Origin of the sequence: Actinoplanes sp. CA-142083 (genome assembly GCF_050942195.1) — a bacterium.
Taxonomy (GTDB): Bacteria; Actinomycetota; Actinomycetes; order Mycobacteriales; family Micromonosporaceae; genus Actinoplanes.
In genome coordinates this window covers 1,207,660-1,222,767 of record NZ_CP192076.1, presented here as the reverse complement: position 1 = coordinate 1,222,767, position 15,108 = coordinate 1,207,660, and the positions used below count along the sequence as shown (strand labels likewise).

The following is a 15,108-nucleotide window of genomic DNA, read 5'->3' as shown; positions in this document are numbered from 1 at the left end:
CGGACAGGCCCTAGTCGATCTCCGGCAACGCGTTCAGCAGGGACTCCTGGAGGTAGCCGAGGTAGGCGTAGACGCTGAGCTGGAAGACGCGGCTCGACCCCGGATCGTGCACGACGGCCGACTCGAGCTCCTCGCTCAGGTCGGTGTCGGCGTGGATCTCCAGCCGGGTGCCCATGGCCAGCCGGGCGTCGTTGATCGCGCGCAGCCAGGCCTCGGCCGCCTCGCCGTCCAGGCGTACCTCGCCCTCGCCCTCGTCGGGCAGGGCCGCGAGGATCGCGCCGGCCTGGTCGATCTTGCCGGTCTTGAGCTCCCCCTCGGTGTAGAGGCGGAACTCGGCGGAGTCGTCGGGGCGGTCCGGATAGATGTCCGGGAAGAGCCGCGAGACCACCGGGTCGGTGTGGTCCATGCCGTCGGTCAGCAGCCCGACCACCTCGCCGGCGACCTTGCGCAGCACGCGCACCTCGTCGACCGCGAACGTGGCCACGCATTGGCTGCCGTTGCGTCGGAACATCTGCTCTCTCCCGCGTTTCAGGCCCGGTCGACCGTCGCCCAGAGACCGTAGCCATGCAGCTGGTTGGCGTCCATCTCCATGCGCTCGCGGGCGCCGGAGGAGACGACTGCCTTGCCCTTGTGGTGCACGTCCAGCATCAGCGCTTCGGCCTTCTCGCGGCTGTAGCCGAAGAGCTTCTGAAAAACCCAGGTCACGTACGACATGAGGTTGACCGGATCGTCCCAGACGACGGTCACCCAGGGGCGATCATCGGCGGGTGCTTCCTCGATCTCCGGTGCCTCGACGGGAGCGACCTGTGGCAACGCCATGCCCCCCATGTTGCCACCGGATTTGCCGCATCGGTGAACCGGAACGCCGAACCGCAGGTCAACGCACCCTTCGTAAGGCGCGTCCGCGCGCAATAGGGTGATGGGGTGAACTCCTTCGCCCCCGCGCTGATGACCGACCAGTACGAGCTGACCATGGTCAGCGCCGCGCTCAAGGACGGCACCGCCGACCGGCGCTGCGTGTTCGAGGTCTTCGCGCGCCGCCTGCCCACCGGCCGTCGCTACGGCGTGGTGGCCGGCAACGGCCGGCTGGCCGAGCTGATCAGGGACTTCCGCTTCACCGAGGAGGACATCGACTTCCTGCGGGGGGCGGGGATCGTCGACGAGAGCACGGCGGCCTGGCTCGCGGCTTATCGATTCAAGGGCGACATCGACGGGTACGCCGAGGGCGAGCTCTTCTTTCCCGGCTCGCCGATCATGACCGTGTCCGGCACGTTCGCCGAGTGCGTCGTGCTCGAGACGCTGATCCTGTCGGTGCTCAACCACGACTGCGCGATCGCGACGGGTGCGGCCCGCATGGTCACCGCCGCGAGGGGCCGGCCGATCATCGAGATGGGCTCCCGCCGTACGCATGAGGATGCTGCCATCGCCGCAGCTCGCGCGGCCTATCTCGCGGGTTTTGCCTCGACCTCGAACCTTGCCGCCGGCAAGAAGTACGGCATTCCCACCACCGGTACCTCGGCGCACGCGTTCACGCTGCTGCACGACGACGAGCCGGCCGCGTTCGCCTCCCAGGTGTCCGCGCTGGGCAAGAACACGACGCTGCTGGTCGACACCTACGACATCGCCCAGGGCATCCGGAACGCGATCGCGGTGGCCGGCCCCGACCTGCGCGCGATCCGCATCGACTCCGGCGACCTGTCGGTGCTGGCCCAGCACTCGCGCGAGCTGCTCGACTCGCTCGGCGCCACCGAGACAAAGATCATCGTTTCGGGTGACATGGACGAGTACGCGATCGCCACGCTCGCCGCCGAGCCGGTCGACATGTACGGCGCCGGCACCGCGGTGGTCACCGGCTCCGGCGCGCCCACCGCCGGCCTGGTCTACAAGCTGGTCGAGGTCGACGGCCGACCGGTGGTGAAGCGCTCGGAAAACAAGGCGACCGTGGGCGGCCGCAAGACCGCGGTCCGCCGGCACAAGCCCACCGGCACCGCCACCGAGGAGATCATCGTCTCGATGGGCGTGCCCGACCACGCCGCGAACGACCGGCTGCTCCAGCGCCCGTTCGTCACCAAGGGCCAGATCGTCGACGGCCCGACCCTGCACGAGTCGCGAGAGCACCTCCGCGAGTGCCTGATCTCGATACCGTGGGAGGGTCTCAAGCTCTCGGCCGGCGACCCGGCCATTCCCGTCACCATCGTCCCGACCGCATAGGGGATTCGCTGTGGCACGAGCGCTGATCATCGTCGACGTTCAGAACGACTTCTGCGAGGGCGGCTCCCTGCCCGTGACTGGGGGCGCGGCCGTGGCCGCCGGCATCTCGCTCGTCCTGGAGAGGGGCGGCGACCGCTGGGACCACGTGGTCGCCACCAAGGACTGGCACATCGACCCCGGCAACCACTTCAGCGATCACCCGGACTACCTCGACACCTGGCCGGCGCACTGCGTCGTCGGCTCCGGGGGCGCCGACTTCCACCCCTCGCTGGTCACCGACCGCATCGAGGCGGTCTTCCACAAGGGCGAGCACAAGGCGGCGTACTCGGGTTTCGAGGGGCACGCCGAGGACGGGTCCGCCCTGGCCGCGTGGCTCCGCGAGCGCGACGTCACCGAGGTCGAGGTCGTAGGAATAGCAACAGATCATTGCGTACGAGCGACCGCGCTCGATTCCCGGCGCGAGGGCTTCGACACGACGGTGCTGCTCAACCTCACCGCCGGGGTGGCGCAGGGCACCACCGACGCGGCTCTCGAGGAGTTCCGTACGGCGTCGGTCGCCACCAGCGGCTCGCCCATCGTCGCCTGAGATATTTGTGTGACGCCGCTTTCCCCGAGGTCGTCTTTCTGAGCTTTCGTCCGCTTTAGGCCCGGGAAAGCCGTTGGTTTTCTGTCATACCCCCGAGGCAGGATGTCGGGCGGAGGTCAGGAACCACATGCTGCTCAAGCCTTACCGAGAAACGCTCGCGCTGCCCGGGATCAAATCGCTGCTGGCGGTGGCGACGCTGGCGCGCATACCCATCGCGGCCGGCGCCGTGGTCCTGACCCTGCACGTCGTCACCGATCTCGACCGCGGCTACGGCGCCGCCGGCCTGGTCGGCGCCGCCCTGACCGTGGGCGGCTCGGTGGGCGCGCCCGTGATGGGCCGCCTGATCGACCGCCGCGGCTTGCGCCCCGTGCTGGTGCTCACCACGGTCGCCGAGGTCATCTTCTGGACGGTCGCCCAGGCTCTGCCGTATTGGCCGCTTCTGGTCGTGGCCCTGTTCGGCGGCTTCCTGGCGCTGCCCGCCTTCTCGGTCGCCCGCCAGTCGATCGCCGCGCTCACGCCCGAGGCCCAGCGCCTGCCCGCGTTCGCCCTCGACTCGATCACCACCGAGATCTCGTTCATGGCCGGCCCCGCCCTGGGCGCCTACATAGCCACCGCGCACGGCGGTCGCCCCGCCATGCTCGCGATCGCGGCCGGCATTCTGGTCTCGGGCCTGGGCCTGTGGCTGCTTAACCCGCCGATCCGAGCCGACCACGAGGCCCCCATCGAGGCCGGCGAGCGCATCGCCCGCCGCACCTGGCTGCGCCCCCGGCTGGTCGCCATCCTGGCCGTAACGCTGGCGGCGACGCTGGTCCTCTCCGGCACCGACGTGACCATCGTGGCCGTGCTGCGGGAAAACGGCGAGCTCTCCTACGCCGGCTTCGTCATGTCCCTGTGGGCCTTCTACTCCCTGCTGGGCGGCTTCGCCTACGGCACGATGCACCGCCGCCTGCCCGCGGTCGTCCTGCTGACCCCGATGGCCATCCTCACGGTCGCCGTCGCCCTGGGCGCCTCGCACTGGTGGCTCCTGGCGGCCCTGCTCATCCCGTGCGGCGCCCTGTGCGCCCCCACCATCACCGCCAGCGCCGACGCCGTGAGCCGCATGACCCCCGCCGCGGCCCGGGGCGAGGCCATGGGCCTGCACAACTCATCTCTGACGGTCGGCGTGGCCCTGGGCGGCCCGCTGGCCGGTCTGGCCGCAGACACCATTTCCCCGGCGTGGGGCTTCATCGCCGTCGGCGGCGTAGGGACCCTGATAGCCCTCGCGGTGATCCCGGCGGAGCTCCTGCACCGCCGCACCCGCCTCGAGGACCCCACGCTGAAGGAGCCGGCGCTCACGGACCCGGCGCTGACAGAGCCAAGCCTCGCCGTGCCCGCGCAGGCCGCCGCTGACCAGCCGTTCGCCGACGACGCCCTTGCATCCGGCACAGCGGGCCCGGCCGAGGCTTTCCCGAGCCCAGCGGGCCGCCCCTGACGCCGGAGGGCACCCGCGAGGTTCGGCACGGCAGATCCACGCGATTCGAGGCGCCCAAGCCCGGGGCGGCCCGCCCCGCCTGCGCCGCCCTTATTCACCGTTCGGCCGTCGTCGTGGAGGTTGCCCTCCGCGGAGGCGGCCGTTTCTCGTTCCCCGCCGCGGGGTGAAGCTCTCCTATCGGCAGCCGGAAGGAGGATGTGAGGCTTTCTCAAAGTTCTTGTACGATCGTACTTGTACGGACGTACAAGAAGAGGTGTGGCAGTGGCCTACGTGTATCTGCTCGGCGCCATAGCGGCTGAGATCCTGGCGACAAGCCTGATGAAGTCCACCGAGGGCTTCACGCGCTTATGGCCCACGGTCGTGTGCTTGACGGGCTACGCGGTCTCGCTGGCGGCGCTTTCCCAGGCGGTCAAGGGAGTCGAGGTGGGCGTCGCCTATGCGCTGTGGTCGGCCCTCGGCACGGCCGCCATCGTGGCCATTGGCGCTGCTTTCCTGGGTGAGCCCATTACCGTCGTCAAGGTGGCCGGCATCAGTCTGATCATCGCGGGAGTAGTCACCTTGAACCTGGGCGGTTCGCATTGAGCAACCCCGCGCCCGCCGAGGCGGTCGAGCGGGCCGGTGGGCGACGTTCCCGTGATCCGCAAGCCCGGCGGGAAGCGCTGGCAGCAGCGACCATCGAGATCATCGCCGAGGCCGGCATCGGTCGCACCACGCATCGGGCGGTGGCCGCCCGCGCGGGGCTGCCGCTGGGCGCGACCACCTATTACTTCCCCACGCTGGACGCCCTGATCGCCGCCGCCCTCCAGAAGGCGGCCGCCGACCAGGAGTCGGACCTCGAGCTCTGGGCCGCCCGCCTCCGCGACGCCCCCGACCTGGCGGTGGCCCTGGTGGAGCTGGTCGACGAATACATGGGCGACCGCCGCACGGTCCGCATCGAGTTCGAGCTCTGCGTCGCCGCCGCCCGCGACGCGGCCCTGCGCCCGCTGGCCGAGGCCTGGCTGCACGGCCTGCACGAGCTGCTCCGCCCCCACGTGGGCGAAGACGCCGCCCACGACATCTCGGCCCTGCTCGACGGCACGATGCTGCACCTCCTGGTAACGGGCGCCCCCTTGAACACCCCCGCGCTGACGGCAGCGATCCGCGCCCTGGCCACCCGCTGACCAACCGCACCAGCAAGACAAAACCACCCTTTTGGGGCGACAGCCCGCGCCGGACAGAGCGACAGCCCGCGCCGGACAAAGCGACAGCCCGCGCCGGACAGAGCGACAGCCCGCGCCGAGCAGAGCGGCAGCCCGCGGCGAGGGGCAGCCGGTCACCGTCGGCGAGTGGGCGCCCCGGGTTGCCACGGCCCGGGCAGTGCATGGTCACGCCAAGCGTGACCCGCAACGCTCGGCGAGCAGCCCGCCGCTCGACCTTGATGACTTGCCGCGCGCAACTTGGACTCAACCGGTGGTTGCAACACCTGCGTATCGTGATTCTGGTCCGGCTGCCGAACGGGCGGCTGTCCGGACACGTCGCCGCCCAGCCGGCCGACGCGATGGCCTGGCTCCCGCAGCGGTTACGCGCCTCGCTGAGCTGGGACCAGGGCACCGAGATGGCCGCCCACCGCCAGTTCAGCGTCGCCGCCGGCTGCCCGGTCTACTTCTGCGACCCGCACAGCCCCTGGCAGCGCGGCTCGAACGAGAACACCAACGGGCTGCTCCGCCAGTACTTCCCGAAAGGCCACACCGACTTCACCACGATCAGCCAACCCGAACTCGACCACGTCGCCGACGAACTCAACGGCCGACCCCGGCAAACCTTGGCCTGGACCACCCCTGCAGAGAAAATGGCCGAACTACTCGGTGTTGCAACCACACCTTGAGACCGCCCAGCTAAGGCGAACTCATCAACATCACCCCGCGACAGACAAAGCGGCCCGGCCCCGGGGAAGGGGCGGGCCGCTTTGAAACGAGACCTCAGTGGTCGGTGTCCTCGCGATACGTCGCGCCGCCGTCGGACTCGGCGGTCAGGACCTTGGCGCCGCCCTCGGGCGGGCCGGCCAGCGACTGGCCGGCGGCGAGCTCCGGGAACTTCGCGTCGAAGGCCGGGCGCTCCGAGCGGATGCGCGGCATGCGGTCGAAGTTGCGCAGCGGCGGCGGCGACGACGTGGCCCACTCAAGGGAGTTGCCGTGGCCCCACGGGTCGTCGACGGTCACGAGCTGGCCGACCTTGTAGGACTTCCACACGTTGTAGATGAACGGCAGCGTCGACAGGCCGAGCACGAACGAGCCGATCGTCGAGAACGTGTTCAGGAACGTGAAGCCGTCGGACGGCAGGTAGTCCGCGTACCGGCGGGGCATGCCCTCGGTGCCGAGCCAGTGCTGCACCAGGAACGTGGCGTGGAAGCCGAGGAAGGTCAGCCAGAAGTGGACCTTGCCGAGGCGGTCGTCGAGCATGCGGCCGAACATCTTGGGGAACCAGAAATAGATGCCGGCGAACACCGCGAACACGATCGTGCCGAACAGCACGTAGTGGAAATGCGCGATCACGAAGTACGAGTCGGACACGTGGAAGTCGATGGGCGGCGCGGCGAGCAGCACACCGGACAGACCGCCGAAGAGGAAGGTCACGAGGAAGCCGATCGCGAACATCATCGGTGTCTCGAAGCTGATCTGCCCGCGCCACATCGTGCCGATCCACACGAAGAACTTCATGCCCGTCGGCACCGCGATCAGGAACGACAGGAAGCTGAAGAACGGCAGCAGCACCTGGCCGGTCACGAACATGTGGTGCGCCCACACCGACATCGACAGCGCGCCGATCAGCAGGGTCGCGGAGACCAGGCCCTTGTAGCCGAACACCGGCTTACGGCTGAACACCGGGATGACCTCGGTGATGATGCCGAAGAACGGCAGCGCCACGATGTACACCTCGGGGTGGCCGAAGAACCAGAACAGATGCTGCCACAGCATCGGGCCGCCGGTATCGACGTCGAAGACGTGGGCGCCGAGGATGCGGTCGGCGGCGAGGGCGAACAGCGCGGCGGCCAGGAACGGGAAGACCAGGATCACCAGGAGGCTGGTGACCAGGATGTTCCACGTCATGATCGGCATGCGGAACATGGTCATGCCGGGAGCGCGCAGGGTCAGGATCGTAGTGATCATGTTGACACCACCGAGGATGGTGCCCAGACCGGACAGCGCCAGGCCGACGATCCACATGTTGCCGCCGATGCCGGGCGAGTGCAGCGAGTCGCTCAGCGGCGTGTAGGCGAACCAGCCGAAGTCGGCCGCGCCACCCGGGGTGAGGAAGCCACCGACGGCGATCGTGCCGCCGAAGAGGTACAGCCAGTACGCGAACGCGTTGAGCCGCGGGAACGACACATCGGGCGCGCCGATCTGGATCGGGACCACGAAGTTCGCGAAGGCGAACACGATCGGCGTCGCGAAGAACAGCAGCATGATCGTGCCGTGCATGGTGAACAGCTGGTTGTACTGCTCGGGCGAGAGGATCTGCATGCCCGGCCGGGCGAGCTCGGCCCGCATCAGCAGGGCCATCAGGCCGCCCAGCATGAAGAACACGAAGGCGGTGATCATGTACATGATCCCGATCTGCTTCGCGTCCGTCGTGCGCAGGATCCGGGCAAACGCCGAACCCTTGACCTGCCGCCGAACCGGGTAGGGCCGGGTCACGATCGGCTTGGGCGCAACGGTCGTCACGAATAGCCTCCGTTGTCTCGTTCGTCCCGCTCAGTACGTCCCAAGGTTGAAAGGCGTACCTCGCTGGCAGAATAGTCCCCCACCCGCCCCACGCACCTCGGGGGTGTCTCCGACGTGATCGAGTCAGGCGGGGGGCACGAGTGGACGGTAGTGCTCGGCGAAGATCCGCAGGCCGCGGCGGCGAAGCATGGGGTCGCGCAGGGCCGGCGGCACGTCGCGGGTGCGGTCGCGCTCCCGGGTACGGTCACGCACCGCGCCGCACCGGGGACGACGGCGGATCTCGTACGCCCGCAGCGCGGCCGCGACGTCCTCACCGGAACGTTTCAGTTCCTCGCCGAGGACCACCGCGTCCTCGAAAGACATCGCCGCGCCCTGGGCCAAGGTGGGCGCGGTGGCATGCGCGGCGTCGCCGACCAGCAGGACCGGGCCGCGGGACCAACTGTCCAGCACGACCTCGTCGGTGCGGGCGACCGACACCTTTTCCATCGCGGCGAGGATCGCCGGCACCGGACCGCCGAAAGAGCCGAAGACATTGCGCAGGTGGGCCCGGGGGTCCGACGGGTTGGGCGAGTCGGGCGCGGTCTCGTCGATGTAGCAGTAGAGCCGGCGCCCGCCCATCGGCATGGCCACGAAGGAGGATCGGCGGCCGAGCAGCGCCGTCCAGTCGCTGAGCGGCGGCCCGCCGCCGACCACCGCGCGGTAGACGATCTGCCCGGTCGGGATCGCGGCGCCACCCAGCCCGGCCTTGGCCCGGATCGTGGACCGGCGGCCGTCGGCGCCGATGACCAGGTCGTACTCCGCGACGCTGCCGTCGCCGAACTCGACCTTGGCGGTGGAGTCGAAGATCTCGAGCTCGCGGACGGACGTGTCGTAGCGCACCTCGCCGCCGACGCCGGTGAGCAGGACCTGCTGGAGGTCGGCCCGGGACAGGGCGCGGGACTCGCCGACGCCGGCCCAGAGCCCGGCCACGTCCATCTCGAACAGCGAGCGGCCGCGGGCGTCGAGGAAGACCTGCCGGAAGATGAGGTCGCCGAGCGGGCGCAGCGGCGCGTCGAGGCCGAGCTGGCGCAGCGCGCGGGACGCGTTTCCCGGGAGATAGATGCCGGCACCGGGCAGCATGGTGGCCGGAAGCTCCTCCACCACATCGGGACGGTGCCCGGCGAGCCGCAGCGCCCGGGCGGTGGCCAAACCGGCAATTCCGGCGCCCACCACGAGGATGCGCAAGGTCATCGCGGCACTGCCTCCCGGTGGTCGGACACGCGTCGGAGCCAGAACACTACCCCTAGCCACCGGGTGGGGAAACCCTCGATCATCCCGACGTCCGATTTGTTCAAGACAGCTCCGGTAAGCACCCGTAGCGTCGGCGACATGGCACCGACACTCAACGGAATCGGCCTCGCGGTGGCCGACATGGCAACCTCCCTCACGTTCTACCGACGTCTCGGTCTTGAATTCCCGGATGGGGCCGAGAACGAACCGCACGCCGAGGCGGAACTGCCCGGTGGCCTCCGGCTGATGCTGGACACGCACGCCTCCATCTCGTCGTTCGACCCCAGCCACACCCCGGGCGGGCCGGTGAAGGACGGCGCGAGCCTCGCCTTCCTCTGCGCCGACGCGCCCGAGGTGGACAGTCAGCACGCCGGCCTGGTCGCGGCGGGGCACCACAGCGTCAAGGAGCCGTGGGACGCGCCGTGGGGTCAGCGCTACGCGATCCTCCGCGACCCCGACGGATACCAGGTCGAGCTTTTCGCGTGGCTCAAGAACTGATCAGCGAACTGAGCGGAACGCCGGCCATGGCCCGCACCTCCCGGGAGAGGTGCGCCTGGTCGGCGTAGCCCACGGTGGCCGAGACCGCGGCGAACGGCGAACCGCGGCGGGCCAGCGCCACCGCCCGCTGCATGCGGAAGATCCGTTCCAGCGTCTTGGGGCCGTAGCCGAACGCGGCGTTGCTGCGCCGCTGCAGCTGCCGGGGGCTCAGCCCACACCGCGAGGCGATCAGCGAGACCGGATCGCCGGCCCGGGCGGCGGCGGCCAGCGCCAGCATCGACCGGTCGGGCGAGACCCAGCGCCGGGCGGCCTCCTCGGTCAGCGCGGCCAGCGGATCGTCGGCGGACGACAACCGGCGCACCACCGACGCCGGCCAGAGAGCGTCGAGCGGCACCTGCTGGTCGACCAGCTCGGACGCCGGCAACCCCAGCACGCCCGGCCCGGTGCCCGACCCGAAGCGCAACGCGAACAGCCGGCTGCCCGGCTCGGGCCGGCCCAGCTGGGCGGTCGTGTCGGGGCCGGCCACGAAGACCGTGCCGTCCCGCCAGATGATGTCGAGGCAGCCGTCGGGAAGGATGCGTTTCGGTGGCGCGCCGGCCGGGGTGACGCTCCACCAGGCGACCACGTGCGGCAACGATGACGCCCGTTCCGAGTACATAGGAACACCCTCGCACGCGGGTACGACAAGAATGAGGGCATGACCGACCGGCTCGGCGAGTACCGCCGCAAACGGGATGCGAAGAAGACCCCCGAGCCCATCCCGGCGAAACATCCGGATGAAACCGGAAACAACCGGTTCGTCATCCAGCAGCATCACGCTCGCGCGCTGCACTGGGACGTACGCCTCGAGCGCGACGGCGTCCTGGTCAGCTTCGCTGTCCCGCGCGGCCTGCCCCGCGACCGCACCAAGAACCACCTGGCCAAGCACACCGAGGACCACCCCCTGGAGTACCTCGATTTCCACGGCGAGATCCCGGCCGGCGAGTACGGCGGCGGCCAGATGAAGATCTTCGATCGGGGCGCCTACGAGACCCGCAAGTGGCGCGACGACGAGATCGAGGTCGTCTTCCATGGCGAGCGCGCGACCGGCCGGTACATCTTCTTCCAGACCGACGGCAAGGACTGGATGGTCCGCCGGATGGACCCGCCCGAGCCCGGCTGGGAGCCCATGCCCGACGAGGTGCTCCCGATGCTGGCGACCAAGGGTACGGTCCCGGCCGGCGATGACGCTCAATGGGCGTACGAGATGAACTGGGGTGGATTGCGGGCCGTCGCGTTTGTCGATGGCGGACGCGTGCGCCTGCACGGAGAAGAGGACATCACCGCGTGGTTTCCGGAGGTCAGGGCGCTCGGCCCGGCGCTCGCACCGATCGAGGCCGTGCTGGACGGCGAGCTCGTGGCCTTCGAAGGACCGCGGCCGGAGACACGGCTGGGCAAGAAGCCCGGCAACAAGCGGAACAACATCCAATACCTCGTGTACGACCTGCTGTGGCTGGAGGGACACGGGACCACCGAGAACATCGGGTACGCGCAGCGCCGTGAGCTGCTGGAGGGCCTGTCGATCGCCGGCGACCACTGGCAGACGCCACCGTATTTCCCCGGCAACGGAGCGATCGCGCTCGAGACGGCCCGCTCCCAGGGCATCGACGGGCTGGTGGCCAAACGGCTCGACTCGCCCTATCTTCCAGGTCGTCGTAGCAACCTCTGGCGGGAAATTCCGGCGGGCTGAGCGGACCGGCAGTCCGTGCCCGTGCCGCGGCGCAACGGTTCTCTCAGCGGAGCCTCCGGCAAGCCGATCAGGGGTTTGCCGGTGAACGCAGCGGAAAGGGTTCTCCTCAGATGCACCACGAGCTCTCTGCCGAACTGTGGAACTCCGCGGCCCGCGTCCTCGAGACCAACTGGTCCGGCGACCACATGGTCCCCTCCCGCAAGCTCTATCCCCACCAGTGGAGCTGGGACGCCGCCTTCATCGCCATCGGCCTGGCCTACGTGAACCCGACCCGCGCGTGGCGGGACCTGCGGAGCCTGTTCGAGGCGCAGTGGCCCGACGGCCGGGTGCCGCACATCGTCTTCGACCCGGCGACCGCCGAGGCCGACTATTTCCCAGGCCCCGGGTTCTGGGACGTGCCGGCGTACGCGAACCGCCCGGCCCGCGGCAGCACCGGCATCGTGCAGCCGCCCATGCACGCGATCGCCGCCTGGGAGGTCTACCGCCACGCCGCCGCGCACGGCGCGAACTGCGCGCAGGAGGCCCGCACCGAGCTGGAGTGGCTCTACCCCCGCCTGGTCGCGCAGCAGGAGTACCTGACCGGCCGGCGCGACCTGGGCGGCGGCGGCCTGGCCGGCATCGTGCACCCCTGGGAGTCGGGTCTGGACAACAGCCCCGCCTGGGACGAGGCGACGGCCAACGTGCCGGCCGACCTGGCGCTCCTGGCGACGTACAAGCGTCGTGACCTGGACGTCTCGGACGCCGCGCACCGGCCCACCGACGTCGACTACGCCCGGTACGTGGGCCTCGTGCTCACCTACCGCGCCGAGGGATACGACGATCACGACCTGCTCGACCGGCACGCGTTCGCGGTCGAGTGCCCGAGCTTCAACTCGATCCTGGCCTGCGCCGAGCTCTCCCTCTGCCAGATCGCCGGGGTGCTGGGCCGGGCCGCCGAGGCCGCCGCGCACCGGGAGAGGGCGCAGCGGATCACCTCGGCGATCGTGAAGCGACTGTGGAATCCGCAGACCCGCGCCTTCCACGCCCTCGACGTGAAGACCGGCAAGCTCAGCGCGGCGCACTGCGTGAGCGGCCTGATGCCGCTGATGCTGCCCGACCTCCCGGCTTTCGCCGTCGAAGCGACCGTAGAAGCTGCTAAATCTGACAAATTTGGGATATCGGAGATGCCGGCTCCCAGCTACGACCGCACCGCGCCCGACTTCGACACCAAGCGCTACTGGCGCGGCCCACTCTGGATCAATGTGAACTGGCTGCTGCGCCGCGGCCTGCTCGTGCACGGCTTCCGCGACGAGGCCGAGGACCTGCGCACGGCGATGGTGCGGCTCGTGCACCGCAACGGCCACTTCGAGTACTTCCACCCGATCACCGGGGAGGGCCTCGGCGCGCCGGCCTTCAGCTGGACCGCGGCCCTCTCCCTGGATCTGCTGGCCGACCGTTCGGTGCCGGCCTACGCTCGCGCGGCCTAGAAAAGGACCACCGATCGGAGCACGCCGCCGGTGTGCATCTTGGCGAAGGCCTCCTCGACCTGGTCCAGCGCGATCTCCTCGGAGACGAACGCGTCCAGGTCGAGGCGGCCCTGCCGGTAGAGCGCGGTCAGCATCGGGAAGTCGCGGGTCGGCAGGCAGTCGCCGTACCAGCTGGACTTGAGCGCGCCCCCGCGCCCGAACACGTCGAGCAGCGGCAGCTCGATCGTCATCTCGGGCGTCGGAACCCCCACCAGCACCAGCGTCCCCGCAAGATCACGAGCATAGAAGCCTTGCTTGTACGTCTCGGGCCGGCCGACCGCCTCGATCACGACATCGGCACCGAACCCGCCGGTCAAATCGCGAATCGCATCGACGACGTCGGCATTGCGGGCATTCACGGTATGCGTCGCCCCGAAGCCCCGGGCCCATTCCAGCTTCTGATCATCCGTGTCGACGGCGATGATCGTGGTCGCGCCCGCCAAAGCCGCCCCGGCGATCGCGCCGTCACCCACCCCGCCGCAGCCGATCACCGCCACCGAGTCGCCACGGGTCACCCCACCCGTGTTGATCGCCGCCCCGATCCCGGCCATGACACCGCAACCGAGCAGCCCCACCGCGGCAGCGCGGGCCGACGGGTCGACCTTGGTGCACTGCCCCGCCGCCACCAGCGTCTTCTCGACGAACGCGCCGATGCCGAGCGCGGGAGAAAGAACAGTGCCGTCCGCCAGGGTCATCTTCTGCGTCGCGTTGTGGGTGGCGAAGCAGTACCACGGCTTGCCCCGCAGGCAGGCCCGGCAGTTCCCGCACACCGCCCGCCAGTTGAGCACCACGAAATCCCCCGGCGCCACGTCGGTCACCCCGTCGCCGACCGACTCGACCACGCCCGCGGCCTCGTGGCCGAGCAGGAACGGGAAGTCGTCGTTGATGCCGCCCTCGCGATAGTGCAGGTCGGTGTGGCACACCCCGCACGCCTTGATCGCGACGACCGCCTCGCCCGGCCCCGGATCGGGAACGACGATCGTCGTCGTCTCGACCGGCGCGCCCTTGGCCCGGGCGATAACGCCCCGCACCTGCTGACTCATCCGCGCAGCTCCTCCGTGAGTTGGATCACACGGATGCCAGCCTATTCGCCCGGTGGGCGGACCTCGACCGGACTTTCCAGGAGAGCGTCGGCGAGCTTGACGATCTGTTTCACCTGGCTCGGCGTGAGCCGGTCGAAGACCAGTTGCTGGACGGCCTCGGCATGGCCGGGAGCGGACTCGACCACCTTGGCGAAGCCGGTGTCGGTGAGCACGGCGATCTGCACACGCCCGTCCTCGGGGTCGCGCTCACGGCGCACCCAGCCCTGCGCCTCGAGCCGGGCCACCACGTGCGACAGCCGGGAGAGGGAGGCGGAGACGAGCTTGGCGAGCCGACTCATCGACAACCGGCGGTCGGGACGCTCCGACAGCGTGAACAACACGATGTAGCCCATGTGAGTGAGGCCGGAATCGCGCTGCAGCTGGGCCTCCAGGGCCGCCGGGACCTTCACCAGCACCTCGACGAAGCGGCGCCACGCCTGCTGCTGCTCGTCGGTCAGCCACCGGGGGTCGTCCATGGTGGAAGGTTAGTGGTTCGGCGGGCGAAGTATCTCATTGGGGCAACGGGACGGTGACCAAACGGGCACGCCGATCGATGGGGGTGGCAAGCCCCGAGTAGTGTGCCGCCCGGGGTTACGCCCCGCACGGCGCCGGGACCGGCTGGCTGGGGGGCCTCGGCCGGTCCCGGCGACGTGTCACGGCTTCGCCGCGGACGCCGGCGGCTCGTCCTTGCCGGCCTCCTCGAGCCGGTCCGCCTCTGCCTTCGTCTTGTGCACCGCGCCGTCGGAGTGCTCCGGCGGGCCGTACACGGTGTAGAGGACCAGCGGGTTGGGGCCCGCGTTGACGAAGTTGTGCTTGTGACCGGCCGGCACGACGACCAGGTCGCCCTGGACGACGTTGCGCTGCTGGCCCGAGACGGTGGCCTTACCGACGCCGCTGACAAAGGTGAGGATCTGGTCCACCTCGTGGACCTCCTCGCCGATCTCGCCGCCCGGCGGGATCGTCATCACGACGAGCTGGGTGTGCTTGCCGGTCCAGAGGACCCGGCGGAAATCGGGGTTCTTCTCCGCGACAGTGGCGATCGTGAAGTGCTCCATG

Annotated in this window: 16 protein-coding genes and 1 pseudogene; 9 read left to right on the top strand and 8 right to left on the bottom strand. The window is 69.8% G+C overall.

Going from position 1 to position 15,108, the window contains the following annotated elements; genetic code table 11:
* Positions 1-10 precede the first annotated feature (10 nt).
* Positions 11-553 (bottom strand): DUF2017 domain-containing protein, encoded by a 543-nt coding sequence (locus ACQPZX_RS05840; RefSeq protein WP_433385049.1) that lies wholly within the window; start codon positions 551-553, stop codon positions 11-13.
* Complete coding sequence (gene clpS, locus ACQPZX_RS05835; RefSeq protein ID WP_378975276.1) at positions 529-819, bottom strand: ATP-dependent Clp protease adapter ClpS; 291 nt, start codon at positions 817-819, stop codon at positions 529-531. Before clpS ends, ACQPZX_RS05840 begins: the two co-directional genes overlap by 25 nt.
* A gap of 129 nt (positions 820-948) precedes the next feature.
* Here clpS and ACQPZX_RS05830 point away from each other — a divergent pair, with 129 nt between their 5' ends.
* From ACQPZX_RS05830 to ACQPZX_RS05805, 6 genes and pseudogenes are all read left to right on the top strand, one after another.
* Positions 949-2,211, top strand: a complete 1,263-nt coding sequence (locus ACQPZX_RS05830; RefSeq protein WP_433385046.1) for a nicotinate phosphoribosyltransferase — start codon at positions 949-951, stop codon at positions 2,209-2,211.
* 10 nt (positions 2,212-2,221) lie between these two features.
* Positions 2,222-2,797, top strand: a complete 576-nt coding sequence (locus tag ACQPZX_RS05825) for an isochorismatase family protein (protein WP_433375383.1) — start codon at positions 2,222-2,224, stop codon at positions 2,795-2,797.
* A gap of 127 nt (positions 2,798-2,924) precedes the next feature.
* Positions 2,925-4,268, top strand: coding sequence for an MFS transporter (locus ACQPZX_RS05820; protein ID WP_433375380.1), 1,344 nt, complete (start codon positions 2,925-2,927; stop codon positions 4,266-4,268).
* Positions 4,269-4,529: 261 nt separating this feature from the next.
* Entirely contained in the window at positions 4,530-4,850 is a 321-nt protein-coding gene (locus tag ACQPZX_RS05815) for a DMT family transporter (protein ID WP_433375377.1), read from the top strand.
* A complete protein-coding gene (locus ACQPZX_RS05810) occupies positions 4,847-5,428 on the top strand; it encodes a TetR/AcrR family transcriptional regulator (protein ID WP_433375374.1) in 582 nt (193 codons plus the stop codon). The genes ACQPZX_RS05815 and ACQPZX_RS05810 overlap by 4 nt, the downstream gene beginning before the upstream one ends.
* 305 nt (positions 5,429-5,733) lie before the next feature.
* Positions 5,734-6,132: pseudogene (locus tag ACQPZX_RS05805) on the top strand (IS30 family transposase); the annotation flags it as partial.
* A gap of 94 nt (positions 6,133-6,226) precedes the next feature.
* On the opposite strand, the gene ctaD reads toward ACQPZX_RS05805, so the two are convergent.
* Together ctaD and ACQPZX_RS05795 are read right to left on the bottom strand one after the other, a co-directional pair.
* Positions 6,227-7,969, bottom strand: coding sequence for an aa3-type cytochrome oxidase subunit I (ctaD, locus tag ACQPZX_RS05800; protein ID WP_433375371.1), 1,743 nt, complete (start codon positions 7,967-7,969; stop codon positions 6,227-6,229).
* 123 nt (positions 7,970-8,092) lie between these two features.
* Entirely contained in the window at positions 8,093-9,199 is a 1,107-nt protein-coding gene (locus ACQPZX_RS05795; RefSeq protein ID WP_433375368.1) for an FAD-dependent monooxygenase, read from the bottom strand.
* A 138-nt stretch (positions 9,200-9,337) separates the two neighbouring features.
* Between ACQPZX_RS05795 and ACQPZX_RS05790 the strand changes: the two genes are divergently transcribed.
* Positions 9,338-9,736, top strand: a complete 399-nt coding sequence (locus tag ACQPZX_RS05790; protein ID WP_433375365.1) for a VOC family protein — start codon at positions 9,338-9,340, stop codon at positions 9,734-9,736.
* On the opposite strand, the gene ACQPZX_RS05785 is transcribed toward ACQPZX_RS05790, so the two are convergent.
* Positions 9,726-10,394, bottom strand: a complete 669-nt coding sequence (locus ACQPZX_RS05785; RefSeq protein WP_433375363.1) for a helix-turn-helix domain-containing protein — start codon at positions 10,392-10,394, stop codon at positions 9,726-9,728. The genes ACQPZX_RS05790 and ACQPZX_RS05785 overlap by 11 nt on opposite strands.
* Before the next feature lie 39 nt (positions 10,395-10,433).
* Between ACQPZX_RS05785 and ACQPZX_RS05780 the strand changes: the two genes are divergently transcribed.
* Together ACQPZX_RS05780 and ACQPZX_RS05775 are read left to right on the top strand one after the other, a co-directional pair.
* Positions 10,434-11,465, top strand: coding sequence for a DNA polymerase ligase N-terminal domain-containing protein (locus ACQPZX_RS05780; protein ID WP_433375360.1), 1,032 nt, complete (start codon positions 10,434-10,436; stop codon positions 11,463-11,465).
* A gap of 110 nt (positions 11,466-11,575) precedes the next feature.
* Entirely contained in the window at positions 11,576-12,931 is a 1,356-nt protein-coding gene (locus tag ACQPZX_RS05775; RefSeq protein WP_433375357.1) for an MGH1-like glycoside hydrolase domain-containing protein, read from the top strand.
* On the opposite strand, the gene ACQPZX_RS05770 is transcribed toward ACQPZX_RS05775, so the two are convergent.
* From ACQPZX_RS05770 to ACQPZX_RS05760, 3 genes are all read right to left on the bottom strand, one after another.
* A complete protein-coding gene (locus tag ACQPZX_RS05770; protein WP_433375354.1) occupies positions 12,928-14,013 on the bottom strand; it encodes an S-(hydroxymethyl)mycothiol dehydrogenase in 1,086 nt (361 codons plus the stop codon). The genes ACQPZX_RS05775 and ACQPZX_RS05770 overlap by 4 nt on opposite strands.
* A gap of 41 nt (positions 14,014-14,054) precedes the next feature.
* Positions 14,055-14,528: a MarR family winged helix-turn-helix transcriptional regulator gene (locus ACQPZX_RS05765; RefSeq protein ID WP_433375352.1), complete on the bottom strand. Its 474-nt coding sequence runs from the start codon at positions 14,526-14,528 to the stop codon at positions 14,055-14,057.
* 177 nt (positions 14,529-14,705) lie between these two features.
* The gene (locus ACQPZX_RS05760) at positions 14,706-15,107 is read right to left on the bottom strand and encodes a cupin domain-containing protein (protein ID WP_433375349.1); all 402 of its coding nucleotides are present in this window, start codon (positions 15,105-15,107) and stop codon (positions 14,706-14,708) included.
* Between the last annotated feature and the right edge of the window lies 1 nt (position 15,108).

What these genes read in the sequence shown, in the direction of transcription:
- ACQPZX_RS05760 (WP_433375349.1), bottom strand. Translation starts at nt 15,107, where the DNA reads ATGGAGCACTTCACGATCGCCACTGTCGCGGAGAAGAACCCCGATTTC.
- ACQPZX_RS05820 (WP_433375380.1), top strand. Translation starts at nt 2,925, where the DNA reads ATGCTGCTCAAGCCTTACCGAGAAACGCTCGCGCTGCCCGGGATCAAA.
- ACQPZX_RS05830 (WP_433385046.1), top strand. Translation starts at nt 949, where the DNA reads ATGACCGACCAGTACGAGCTGACCATGGTCAGCGCCGCGCTCAAGGAC.
- ACQPZX_RS05790 (WP_433375365.1), top strand. Translation starts at nt 9,338, where the DNA reads ATGGCACCGACACTCAACGGAATCGGCCTCGCGGTGGCCGACATGGCA.
- clpS (WP_378975276.1), bottom strand. Translation starts at nt 819, where the DNA reads ATGGCGTTGCCACAGGTCGCTCCCGTCGAGGCACCGGAGATCGAGGAA.
- ACQPZX_RS05795 (WP_433375368.1), bottom strand. Translation starts at nt 9,199, where the DNA reads ATGACCTTGCGCATCCTCGTGGTGGGCGCCGGAATTGCCGGTTTGGCC.
- ACQPZX_RS05770 (WP_433375354.1), bottom strand. Translation starts at nt 14,013, where the DNA reads ATGAGTCAGCAGGTGCGGGGCGTTATCGCCCGGGCCAAGGGCGCGCCG.
- ACQPZX_RS05765 (WP_433375352.1), bottom strand. Translation starts at nt 14,528, where the DNA reads ATGGACGACCCCCGGTGGCTGACCGACGAGCAGCAGCAGGCGTGGCGC.
- ACQPZX_RS05775 (WP_433375357.1), top strand. Translation starts at nt 11,576, where the DNA reads ATGCACCACGAGCTCTCTGCCGAACTGTGGAACTCCGCGGCCCGCGTC.
- ACQPZX_RS05785 (WP_433375363.1), bottom strand. Translation starts at nt 10,394, where the DNA reads ATGTACTCGGAACGGGCGTCATCGTTGCCGCACGTGGTCGCCTGGTGG.
- ACQPZX_RS05780 (WP_433375360.1), top strand. Translation starts at nt 10,434, where the DNA reads ATGACCGACCGGCTCGGCGAGTACCGCCGCAAACGGGATGCGAAGAAG.